Here is an 11512-nt window from a genome sequence, read left to right as displayed (position 1 = left end):
CTTATCATATTCTTTTCATATTTCATGGTAAACTATTTTCATATTTGTTTAATTTTTTGTTTCCGGAACCCTCTATGCCAGATGCTGCCTCGGTTCATCACCTTGCTTCTCCCAAGAGGAAACACCAAGCTGGATATAGCAATCTGTCCCAGACAGGAACCATTACCCTGAGGCAACTGGGTGTACACTACCGCCTAGTAGAAGCACTCAGGGATATCAACTGTGAGATCAAACCAGGACGATTAACTGGAATTATTGGTCCGAATGGTGCTGGGAAAAGTACTTTGATCAAAGCCATGCTGGGGTTAGTTCCCACTGCCACAGGCAAAGCTATGTATCAGGGAAAACCGTTGATAGAACAGTTAGAAAAGGTGGCTTATATGCCACAGCGGACGCAAATTGACTGGACTTATCCCGCTACTGTCTGGGATGTTGTGCTAATGGGTAGAGTCCGGAAAACAGGATGGTTTCGTCGCTTTTCCACGGTATCCCGGCGGATTGCAGCGGATGCCATCGAACAAGTTGCCATGGGGGATTACCGCAATCGTCCCATTGGACAGCTATCGGGAGGACAGCAGCAGCGCGTTTTTCTCGCTAAAGCATTAGCTGAACAAGCAGATATATTATGTTTTGATGAACCGATGGCTGGTATTGACAAAAAAACTGAAGCTGTAATTTTTACTATCCTCCATCAACTCGCCGATGCCGGAAAAATTGTGCTGGTAGTTCACCATGATTTGGGAGAAGCGATCACTCATTTTGATGATTTGATTTTGTTGAATCGGGAGTTAATTGCTAGTGGCTCTAGGCAAGAGGTATTGAGTGCAGCTAATATGCAACAGGCTTATGGTGGTCAAGTCGTTTTTTGGTTAGATCCAGTTGCTGTAAAGTGAAATAAGGCAAAAGGCAAAAGGCAAAAGGCAAAAGCTGATTTATGATAGCACAAAAAAATCCTTCCATCCCTGTTTCCTACTGTTCCCTATTCCCTGTTCCCTGTTCCCTTTTTATCTCAATCTTATGTTTACATTTAACCTAAAAATGCTATATGTTAGAGGTTTTAATTGAGCCGTTGCACTATGGGTTTATGCAGCGATCGCTAATTACTGCGGTGTTAGTGGGCATCGTTTGTGCCGCAGTTGGTAGCTACCTAATGGTACAGCGACTTGCGTTACTCGGAGATGCTATCAGTCATTCTGTACTACCGGGATTAGCGATCGCATTTATGATCGGTGCTGACATTTTTGTGGGAGCCTTTATTGCTGGGGTGGTTAGCACTGTGGTGATTACTTGGATCCGGACGCGATCGCAAATTAAAGAAGATGCCGCCATGGGGATTGTGTTTTCCGCTTTCTTTGCCCTAGGCATCACTTTAATTACGGTGATGCAGAAAGATAACAAAATTGACCTCAATCACTTCCTATTCGGCAATATTCTGAGTGTCACCAATGAAGAAGTCATCAATACAGCCATTATCACCGCGATTGTACTATCAATCATTCTCCTGCTGTACAAAGAATTAATGTATTATACCTTTGATCCCTTAGGGGCAAAAGCAGCAGGTTTACCAACTAACTTGCTGAACTTTGGTCTGATGATCTTGATTGCCTTGACCATTGTCGCTAGCCTCAAAGGAGTTGGAGTGATCTTGGTGCTAGCGATGTTAATCACACCAGGAGCAACAGCTTACTTATTAGTCCATCGGTTGCACCAGATGATGATTTTGGGTTCAGCCCTTGGGGTAGTAGCTAGTATTACTGGTATGTACCTGAGTTATTTTTTTAATCTGCCTTCTGGACCAGCAATTGTTTTAGTAGCTTTTGGTTTATTTATGCTGGCATTTTTGTTTAGTCCCAGTCAGGGAGTTTTAACTCATCCGAATACTCAGTTAGGACAATCACAAATTTGGCAAGAAATTAAGCGGTTGTGGCGTTGATATAGCATTTTTAGTTCAGTTGTGAACATAGTCTACCTTGAGAAATGCAAAAGGCAAGAGGCAATAGGCAATAGGCAATAGGCAATAGGCAATAGGCTAGAGAATATAAAACCATTATCCTCTCTAGCTTAACACCAAATTTATGGAGATGTCTAATGTATCCTATACAATCAGGATATCAGTATTCGTTAAGGCAGTTTTGTTAGAGAAATTCGCAACTTGTACAGCACCTAGTGTACCTGAACCGTCAGCATCGAATGATAGTAATCCTGATGAACGATCATAGATGAATCTGTCATTTGTATCTAAGGCGGCAGCACCTAAAACAAATTGACCCACATCTAAAATTCCTTGAACAAGACCACTGCCGAAGCCACTAGCCGAAATTTGTAGTTTATCCCCCTGCTGACTGACAAAGTCGCTAATGTAATCTATCCCTTCAGTAGGGATATTCAAGACAAACTTATCTGCACCAGCACCTCCAGAGAGGACATCATTTCCAGTACCCCCATTTAAAAGGTCATCACCGGCACCACCATAGATACGATCATTGCCAGCACCACCATACAAACTATCATTCCCTGCAATTTCTTGTATAACTGACGGTAATTCGATTATACCATGTAAATAAACTTTATTAGGATAATTTTGGGCACCAACCCAAAACCAGGTTTGCTCCCAGTTTTGATTAAACCAACTCACCAAAACTGCATAATCTTCATCATCAGTGTAATTGTTAGGTTCACCGAATGCCCAGTTACGATAGGTTGAAGTTTCACCACTAATCCATTGCCATTGACCTTCAGTAGTATGATCTGTCAAGCCTATCCAAAACAATTGATTAGCTTCAAATCGATTAGCTTCAACATTAAATCCATCGTAATTAAATCCAAAGGTGGTGTTTAGCCAGTTTTGTTCCACTTCATCGTTAATTGTAACTAAGTTACCACCAAGGCGTTGAGCTTCTGCTTGGGTATTGAACCAGGTGCCCGGTTGGCTCAACAAATAAGAGTGTCCATTTCTGGTGACGAGATAGTCGCCGTAAACAATATCATTACCATCACCACCATTGACGGTATCATGACCTCGACCACCCCAAATATTGTTACTGGCACTGTTGCCTTGAATAACATTATTGAGATTGTTACCGTAGCCATTGATAGGATTTGTCCCATCGAGCTCTAGATTTTCCAAATTATCGCCAAGGTGATAGGTAATGGAGGTGTAAACTTTATCAATACCTTGACCTGCATATTCAACTATGGTATCACCCATACTATCAACATCAAGAACATATTGATCATCACCAAAACCTCCCTTCATGCGATCTCTACCGCTTTCACCCTTTAACAAGTCATTACCAAAACCACCATAGAGGTTATCATTACCATAAGACCCATACAACTGGTCATCACCACCACCACCATAGATACGGTCATTGCCTGCACCACCATTTAAAATATCACTTTCACCTATTTCTGGTGATACTGAAGGAATTTCAATAATACCTCGCAAATGTTGGTTGGGATAATTTTGAAGGTCATTCCAACCCTGATTGCCCCAACCCATCACTGCATAATCTTCACCATCGGGAATTGAGGAACTACGATAATCGTTAGGTTCACCGGGAAACCAGTTACGATAGGTTGAGGTTTCACCACTAACCCATTGCCATTGACCTTCTATAGTACGATCGCTCAGACCGATCCAAAACACTTCATTAGTTCCAAAGGTTGTGTTTAGCCAGCTTTGTTCCGTGGCGTTGTTAATCGTAACTAAGTTACCACCAAGGCGTTGAGCTTCTGCTTGGGTAGAGAGCCAAGTTCCTGGTAGGCTAAATAGATATTGTCCAGTGCTGGCAATGATATAATCACCGTAAATAATATCATCACCATCACCACCATTGACAGTATCTAGGCCAAGACCACCCCAAATATTGTTATTACCACTGTTGCCATTAATGACATTATTTAAATTGTTACCATAACCATTGATAGAATTTGTACCTGTCAGGTTTAGGTATTCTAAATGAGCACTAAGACCATAAGTCGTTGAAGCGTAAACTATGTCAATACCTTGGTTAGCATATTCAAATACGTGATCACCTGAACTATCAACAGTATAGGTATCATTACCAGAGCCTCCGTACATGTAATCATTACCAATTCCACCGTATAAGTAGTCATGACCTGAACTACCGCTGAGAATATCACTACCACTATCGCCACTAAGTGTATCATTGCCTGTACCACCGTGTAACTGATCGCGACCAGTTCCACCTCTTAAAAAATCATTACCTGAGCTACCACTCAGGTAGTCATTACCAGTATTACCATCAAGACTATCATTACCTGTACCACCATATAACTCATCGCGACCAGTTCCACCAATTAAAGAATCATTACCTGCTTCACCAAATAGGGAGTCACTACCACCATTACCATAAAGACTATCATTACCGTTACCACCTTTCAGATGATTAGCACTAAAATTACCAATAATAGTGTCGCTAGTCAAACTACCAATAACATTCTCAATTACAACCCCATAGGCAATTGAGGTTCCATAACGAGTGGTCTTATACCGCAATGAACTGGTATTGTTTGTGTTATCTATCGGTTGATAGGTGATTGATTTATAAGCATGCTGAGAGGTAAGTATACCTCCTCCTCTTATGTCAAAATAATATCCAGAAGATCTACTTATATTAAAAATAACTGGGCCAAGTTTAGAAAAATCTAAAGTATCAACTCCACCACTATCCCAAATAGACAACTTCATAGGTAGTTTTTCACTACCACGACGAGCTAAACCATTATCGTAAGAATAACCATTGACACTGTCAAACCTATAATAAGTGTTACCTGAATTAAAATTATTACTCCCGTAAATGTATTGTACAGCCCTGATGTCATAAGGCATTGGTGTGGCTGCATAGTCACCGACATCGTTATAAGACATCACAGTATTTGTGTTATTGTCTTTATAGTACGGTAAAAAGGGCGAACTACCTTTTCCGGTGTCACCGTTGTAGTCACCTGGATGCTTTAATCCAAGTGCGTGTCCAATTTCATGTAGTGCCACGTCGAGAAACCTATGACCTCTGCCAGTAGCAGAATCTTTTCCAAGCTTAATATTTACATGGTCTAGTTTATCTGACCTCCAACTCCTAGGCTTCCACCATTTTCGTGCGTTTTTTTGACTTGCTACTCCACTGATTCCACTTTGTCCAGAAAAACGTAGATTTCCTTTGTTTGATACTTCACGAAATGTAATATTAGCGACTTCACTCCATCTTGTCAGGGCTTCTCTCACCATTGATCTTTCACTCAAATCAAGCCCATCACTTCCAGTTGAGTAATTAATACTGTAAGTTAGAGAAACTGGTTTACCTGTATCAACCCAATAATCATCATCCAACAAAGCATCAATATCGTTATTTCCAGAACGCTTAACACCCATAATATTTTCCCTGATCAATCTGAGGTTGTATCTGAAAACTGCTGTGTTTTTCAGGCTCTAATGGAAAATTAAATTAAATCTGCTATTTTGCCACAAAAGGGCAGATTTTTGTAATTTTTCTTAACAAAAGCCCTGGGCACACCAACCCTGATCAAAAATGCGCCTGAGTTAACTCAGACGCACTATGCTAATCAAATCATGATTTTATGCTCCGGCAAGCTTTGCTTTACCAAAGCCTTGCAGAAAAACCCTAGACAAACACCTCAGAGAGATTATCAATGAGAGTAGTAGCTTGAGTGAAACGCACCACAGCCAAGAGGTCTCCCCCGCTCGAGATTTCGGCACCATTAGCACCATCAACGATGCTCAGCTGATCACTATCGCCAGCATCAAAGGTAGTCAGACCAAGCTGGAAGTTATTGATGGTATCAAAGCCATTGCCGCTTTCGAGGACAATTAGATCCTCACCACCCCCTAGCCACAGGGTGTCGTTACCACTGCCACTATTAATGAAATCATTGCCAGAGCCAGAATAGATGATGTCATCACCAGCATCACCAAAGATTTCATTATTACCCTCACTGGCGAAAATGGTATCGTTACCGCTACCACCACGAATCACATCCAGCTGTGAACCACCGTAGATCAGGTCATTACCATCACCCCCAAGAAGGGTATTAATTCCCTCACTACCAAAGATTGTGTCATTGCCAGCCAAACCCTCAATCTGATCGTTTTCGACAGTGCCGAACAGGGTATCATCGTTTGATGTTCCTGAAATCAGAGTGTCGTCAATATCTAAGTTGATGTTGAGATCAATCAAGCCTGTGGTGGAGGAAAAGCCATCAACAGCAATTTGGTAGGTTGTACCAGCGCTAACGGTAAATTGAACTGCGCTTTGGAAAGTCATGCTATCATCATCATTACTGGCAATCTCTGTTAAGCTGTTAACTGCTGAACCGGTGTAGACTGCTAGGGTAGTGTCGTAGTTACTCCCAAAAGTATCAATGGTCACGATACCATCAGCGGCAGCTGTCCAAGACCACCAACCAGAATTTAACGGGCTGCTAACTTCTGCATGATCCGGCTCACCTGGCTCCCCAGTGAAACCCAGACTATTGCCTGTGGTACTAACTGATGTACCGTTTAACGATATCCGGTCGGCAAAGTTATCATTAGAAACCATTGATGTTCCCTCATCTAAGTTGATGTTGAGATCAATCAAGCCTGTGTTGGAAAAAAAGCCATCAACAGCAATTTGGTAGGTTGTACCAGCGCTAACGGTAAATCGAACTGCGCTTTGCAAAGTCATGCCATTATCATCATTACTGGCAATTTCAGTTAAGCTGTTAACTGCTGAACCGGTATAGACTGCTAGGCTAGTGTCGTAGTTACTCCCAAAAGTATCAATGGTCACGATACCATCAGCGGCAGCTGTCCAAGACCACCAACCAGAATTTAACGGGCTGCTAATGCCTGCATGATCCGGCTCACCTAGCTCCCCAGTGAAACTCACGTTAGTGCCTGTGGTATTAACTGATGTACCGTTTAACAATACCCGGTCGGCAAAGTTATCATTAGAAACCATTGATGTTTGCTCCGTAATTAATGAATTGTCAGTTGTTATGTAATGCACACCTGGGTAGTATCTGAGGTTGTATCTGAAAACTACAGTAGTTTTCAGCCTCTAATAGTTAAGTTAATCAAGTTAAATTTGACCTTTTTGTGAAAAAAGGTAAGCATTCAGCTCAGGCAAGGGCTGATATATAGTCAGCGTAGATGCGCCTAAGGCGTTAGCTGATAGCTGAATGTTTCAATTTATAGATTCAGAATAAGCGAAAAAATTGCTATTGATTATAAAATCAGCATAATTATACGTATCGATTAGTTAAAGATGTTGTGAAATAAATTTACTTCACTTAGATAATTTATAAAAAGCTTTAATTGGATGATCATTCATGTCCTTTAAAGCATTTACAGCGTTTTGCCATTCGGTCAGGTACAAATTATTGAGGTGCGACCCGTGGCGAATTAAATTCGCCAACGGAAAGCGCACCTAAGGTTTTAGGGAGCAGGGAGCAGGTAAGAGTTCAGAGGGGAAAAGGAAAAAATCCTGTGTACCTGAGGTGAGACCCGTGGCGAATTTAATTATTAATTCTTCGAGCACATCTGAGAGTTATTAAAAATGCTGTATCTATCCCTTTTGCCTCTTGCCTCTTGCCTTTTGCCTTGTCTTCACCCACGGTTTATGAGACTTATCCAATAGGTCTAATATATAATTACAGCGCGATGAAAGAAGCTATCTAAGTAATTTTTTTTTCTTTGTTGGAGTTTTCTTTAAACAATTTACGTCAGCTGTCAGCCGTCAGCTTAACATAAATCTCTTTAGGGATAATTTAATGTTGAGAGATTAATGAAAATGTAAGCTAATGCGCTACTTGAGGTGCTACTTGATGTGCCATAAGCTGTCACTCCTCAGCCGACTTAACTCAGATTAAACTAATGCTTACCTCTTTTATTAAAAACCTATTCGCGTAGCGTGGGCGTAGCGCATTAGCTGATAGCACCTCAAGTAGCGTGGGCGTAGCGCATTAGCTGACGAATTTCCGGTTTTTCATGAATGGGCAAGTAAATAGGTGATGCTTGCCAAGCTGGCACCAGCCATGAGGATATTTTTTAAATAGCTTAAATAGCGTTTTGAGTAACTGGTACTTAGTAATAGTAAGAAATAGATATCTAGGTATACACGAGAATAATCTAAATAATACCCTAAGATAGTCATGCTAGTCATTGAAAATAACACAGCATAAATAATTGCACTGATTAGGATAACCTTGTTTTCCCGCAGGGACTGACTGGCTAGCAGTATAGTGACTACAAAAGCTGCTATTAATAAGGCAAATGAATAAGCTTCAAGGATAAAATACTCGCTTTTTGACATTATTTAGCTCGTTTGAAACGAAAGACGCTCTGCTACTCTAAATCCGTATAAATGCTGAGATTATGATTAGTCAACGTCCTAGAGTCATCTTGCGTGCTGATTGGATTGTATTGTTAAGCACCTAAACAAAATTAATTGCCTACTACCAATCTCTGTAACCCTTACATCGTAAGGCTTTGAGTTTTGGAAAATGTGTAATTAATTTTGTGCACCTGCTTAGATAAAGGAACATTGAGATTACAAGGGAATACCAAAAATTTGCAGCAATTGGAGGGTGAACATTTAGCGTTTTTAATACCTTGACCAGTCAATTGTGGTAATAGCAGTTATTTTTAATTGAATTAGGATAAAAGCATCACAATCATAATGTTTTGGTCTAAATAAAACTAAGGAAATTAACTTAAAGTAGTGCTGAAAGCCTTGCCTAGCAAGACTTTCAATGTGTAAGCAATTTTGCCTAGGTACTTAGTTTTGAATTAGGAAACGGCAAAGTCAGTTATTTTACGGCGTTCTAAGGTTTTAAAGGCAAGGACAATTTGTTGGGGTGAAATGCCTAGTTTTACCAGTTCGTTGGCGACTCCTTCTTCTGTGCCGTCTTGTTGAAGCCAAATTTTTTCGTTAATGATATCAATGTGAATCAAACTGCCGTAAATTCTTTGATTTTTGTGCCAACCTATTTCCATGAGGAGATAGTGATCTTTATTTTCGTCAATGATTAATTGAAGGTCGCTTTCGGGGTCATTTCCTAAAAATTCAACGTAGTCTTGTAAGACTTTGATAATGGCTTGTTTTAGATTAGTTTTGTTTAAGGTATCCATGTAATAAGCTCCTCTTGATTGACGTCAAAGGTAAAAATGCGAATTATTTTATCTTCGATTAAAACTTGTCCTGCTTCTTCTTCAAACACTGATGATCTCACATCTTCTGGAACAGCTAAATAGAGTTTTCTTTCGGGTTCGTAGCGTGCCAGTAGGTGTTCATACAAGACAAATTGACCCACTGCTTCCTCTAAATCTTTCATTTCTGATGCACTGCGGAAACTTTTGATTTCAACAGCAATTTTCTGGACACCTTTTTCCGCAGCAATGAGTCGTTCTGCCCCTAAGTCAATATATAAATTCTTTTTTCTAGTGAGTTTTAAACGATAGGGATCGTGGGTGATTGTCCAACCGTCTTTTTGAAGGGCATTGCGTACAATATCATGATAGTAGTCACGAACTGGCATGGTTATTGTTTTAATGATTAATTTATTTATCTTAATTGACTCTGACCATTACCGTTATGATTCGGGTATTCTTAAGTTAGCAAAAAGTGATTATCCAAGGGTCAAAAAGATTATTCATAGATGCTATGATGAATATCAAGCTTATTTTCAAAAGGAAGTGCTCCTATTTACTAAACCATTAGCACCAGGGCTGAGTATTTTAGAAGGGGTGCATCTCAATGCATGCAAAAACACTCTTCGGCAATAGAAAGCTAATATAATTTTATGACAATTACCCTTAATAAAAATCTCCCCCATCTCCCGATATTCCGCTCCTGGGAGGGGTTAGGGGTGGGTTCTTATCTCCCCCTCTCCCCACCCTCCCCACACTTCCCACCCTCCCCACACTTCCCACCCTCCCTCTAATTATGGGTATTCAACCTGACTTGATATTATTCATGATGTCGCTTTTTAGCCCAAAGTACACCTGACATTATATCTTTATTTATCGTGTTAAATTTTACATCTCAAATACAAACGCTAAATCAAATTTTTCCCAAATCTTCATTTTACCTTTCCGCTTTTTCATGAATGGGCAAGTAAATAGGTGATGCTTGCCAAGCTGGCACCAGCCATGAGGATATTTTTTAAATAGTTTAAATAGCGTTTTGAGTTACTGCTGCTGAGTAATAGTAAGAAATAGATATCTAGGTATACACGAGAATAATCTAAATAATAACCTAAGATAGTCATGCTAGTCATGGAAAATAGCACAGCATAAATAATTGCACTGATTAGGATAACCTTGTTTTCTCGTAGGGATTGACTGGCTAGCAGTATAGTGACTACAAAAGCTGCTATTAATAAGGCAAACGAATAAGCTTCAAACAGGTTTTTTCCTCCTAGTCCTCCTGTGAGACTATTAATCAGCTTTTGACCTATGCCAAATAGGGGGTAGCCAAAATTTTCACTACCTTCTAGATTTTCTTGAGCCTCTAGACGATAGAAAACATAGATAGCCCACCCAGCTACTGGTATCCAAGCCCATAATAGATGTTGCAGCTGCCGACCTTTGCGCTCCCATATACTGGTTAATAAAATTGCCAACCACATTAATAGCATTGTCTCCCTTGTCAGACAAGCAGCTGTGATGGCTATTGCTGTGTAAATCGGTTTTTCATTGCGATAAAAATAGATAGCTGTTACTAGCAGCAAGCTACTGATTAAATCAGCTGTTGAAAGGGATAAAACCATCCAAACTCCTGGTATAGAAAGAACCAGGAGTGAGTGCCAAGTTCTACCACTATATTGTTTCAGATATAAACTACTCACAAATACTATGAGAATAATAGCTAGACAGTTAATCCCAACCATTGCGTAGGGAATTAACTGGGGATTCCCAAAACCTAATAGATAACCTAGCAGTGGATAGAGAATTCTTCTGTAGCGATATTGCGGAGGAGTAATGGCTTCTATTGTCCCTGAGTTTTCTAACCATGGATCGAGAGCAATACTCAGAAACTGTTGACCATCATATCCCTGCTCTCCCTGATAAATCAATACTTTATGACTATTGAGATAAGGAGAAATAGGAAATAGTGACCCAATTCTGAAAAAGCCAGTAATATTTCCTTCAAATTTGACAAAATAAAAAAAACTTACTATAACTAATACTAAAATAGCAGCCAATATTGTGTGCCTAATCTCAACCGGCTGGCGATTCCATAATTGTTTCATGATGTAATATCATTTTCGGTTGAACACTTATAATTAGTAGATAATAGGGAACAGGGAACAGGAAACAGGGAACAGGCGATGAGCAGGGAGATTACTTACAATAAGGAAGCTAAGTTTTTTGATAACTGATTATATTAACATGATATAATCCGCTATACCCTTTGTTACTATAGCTATTTATATCCTAATGAGGTACACATATTTTTTTCCCTCTTGCCTCTTGCCTCTTGCCTTT

Annotated in this window: 9 protein-coding genes; 3 read left to right on the top strand and 6 right to left on the bottom strand. The window is 40.0% G+C overall.

Annotation, left to right across the window (positions count from 1 at the left end; all coding sequences use genetic code 11):
• The first annotated feature begins 74 nt into the window (after nucleotides 1–74).
• Nucleotides 75–893: a metal ABC transporter ATP-binding protein gene (locus LYNGBM3L_RS07840; protein ID WP_008181125.1), complete on the top strand. Its 819-nt coding sequence runs from the start codon at nucleotides 75–77 to the stop codon at nucleotides 891–893.
• 152 nt (nucleotides 894–1045) lie between these two features.
• On the top strand, nucleotides 1046–1933 hold the full coding sequence (locus LYNGBM3L_RS07835; RefSeq protein ID WP_008181123.1) for a metal ABC transporter permease: 888 nt from the start codon (nucleotides 1046–1048) through the stop codon (nucleotides 1931–1933).
• A 162-nt stretch (nucleotides 1934–2095) separates the two neighbouring features.
• Here LYNGBM3L_RS07835 and LYNGBM3L_RS07830 read toward each other — a convergent pair whose 3' ends face one another.
• The 5 genes from LYNGBM3L_RS07830 to LYNGBM3L_RS07810 all read right to left on the bottom strand — a co-directional run bounded on the left by LYNGBM3L_RS07830 (nucleotide 2096) and on the right by LYNGBM3L_RS07810 (nucleotide 9561).
• Nucleotides 2096–5395: a lectin-like protein gene (locus LYNGBM3L_RS07830; protein WP_008181122.1), complete on the bottom strand. Its 3300-nt coding sequence runs from the start codon at nucleotides 5393–5395 to the stop codon at nucleotides 2096–2098.
• 250 nt (nucleotides 5396–5645) lie between these two features.
• Nucleotides 5646–6983 (bottom strand): calcium-binding protein, encoded by a 1338-nt coding sequence (locus tag LYNGBM3L_RS33760; protein WP_008181120.1) that lies wholly within the window; start codon nucleotides 6981–6983, stop codon nucleotides 5646–5648.
• Between the two features lie 1026 nt (nucleotides 6984–8009).
• Nucleotides 8010–8336: a hypothetical protein gene (locus LYNGBM3L_RS07820; protein WP_008181119.1), complete on the bottom strand. Its 327-nt coding sequence runs from the start codon at nucleotides 8334–8336 to the stop codon at nucleotides 8010–8012.
• A 476-nt stretch (nucleotides 8337–8812) separates the two neighbouring features.
• A complete protein-coding gene (locus LYNGBM3L_RS07815) occupies nucleotides 8813–9154 on the bottom strand; it encodes a XisI protein (RefSeq protein WP_008181118.1) in 342 nt (113 codons plus the stop codon).
• The gene (locus LYNGBM3L_RS07810) at nucleotides 9142–9561 is read right to left on the bottom strand and encodes a XisH family protein (protein WP_008181117.1); all 420 of its coding nucleotides are present in this window, start codon (nucleotides 9559–9561) and stop codon (nucleotides 9142–9144) included. The genes LYNGBM3L_RS07815 and LYNGBM3L_RS07810 overlap by 13 nt, the downstream gene beginning before the upstream one ends.
• On the opposite strand from LYNGBM3L_RS07810, the gene LYNGBM3L_RS07805 reads away from it, so the two are divergent.
• Complete coding sequence (locus LYNGBM3L_RS07805; protein ID WP_008181116.1) at nucleotides 9560–9808, top strand: T3SS effector HopA1 family protein; 249 nt, start codon at nucleotides 9560–9562, stop codon at nucleotides 9806–9808. The genes LYNGBM3L_RS07810 and LYNGBM3L_RS07805 overlap by 2 nt on opposite strands.
• 317 nt (nucleotides 9809–10125) lie before the next feature.
• Here LYNGBM3L_RS07805 and LYNGBM3L_RS07800 read toward each other — a convergent pair whose 3' ends face one another.
• Nucleotides 10126–11277 carry an AZOBR_p60025 family cell surface glycopolymer formation protein gene (locus tag LYNGBM3L_RS07800; protein ID WP_008181114.1) on the bottom strand — a complete coding sequence of 384 codons (1152 nt, stop codon included), beginning with the start codon at nucleotides 11275–11277 and terminating at the stop codon, nucleotides 10126–10128.
• Between the last annotated feature and the right edge of the window lie 235 nt (nucleotides 11278–11512).

This window comes from Moorena producens 3L (assembly GCF_000211815.1).
Classification (GTDB): domain Bacteria; phylum Cyanobacteriota; class Cyanobacteriia; order Cyanobacteriales; family Coleofasciculaceae; genus Moorena; species Moorena producens.
The sequence above is the reverse complement of the archived record's forward strand: the minus strand, read 5'-3'. Positions and strand labels throughout refer to the sequence as shown.

Excerpts from the sequence above, each read along its gene's own strand:
- LYNGBM3L_RS07805 (WP_008181116.1), top strand. The coding sequence starts at position 9,560 with ATGGTTATTGTTTTAATGATTAATTTATTTATCTTAATTGACTCTGAC.
- LYNGBM3L_RS07840 (WP_008181125.1), top strand. The coding sequence starts at position 75 with ATGCCAGATGCTGCCTCGGTTCATCACCTTGCTTCTCCCAAGAGGAAA.
- LYNGBM3L_RS07800 (WP_008181114.1), bottom strand. The coding sequence starts at position 11,277 with ATGAAACAATTATGGAATCGCCAGCCGGTTGAGATTAGGCACACAATA.
- LYNGBM3L_RS07810 (WP_008181117.1), bottom strand. The coding sequence starts at position 9,561 with ATGCCAGTTCGTGACTACTATCATGATATTGTACGCAATGCCCTTCAA.
- LYNGBM3L_RS07820 (WP_008181119.1), bottom strand. The coding sequence starts at position 8,336 with ATGTCAAAAAGCGAGTATTTTATCCTTGAAGCTTATTCATTTGCCTTA.
- LYNGBM3L_RS07815 (WP_008181118.1), bottom strand. The coding sequence starts at position 9,154 with ATGGATACCTTAAACAAAACTAATCTAAAACAAGCCATTATCAAAGTC.
- LYNGBM3L_RS07835 (WP_008181123.1), top strand. The coding sequence starts at position 1,046 with ATGTTAGAGGTTTTAATTGAGCCGTTGCACTATGGGTTTATGCAGCGA.
- LYNGBM3L_RS33760 (WP_008181120.1), bottom strand. The coding sequence starts at position 6,983 with ATGGTTTCTAATGATAACTTTGCCGACCGGGTATTGTTAAACGGTACA.
- LYNGBM3L_RS07830 (WP_008181122.1), bottom strand. The coding sequence starts at position 5,395 with ATGGGTGTTAAGCGTTCTGGAAATAACGATATTGATGCTTTGTTGGAT.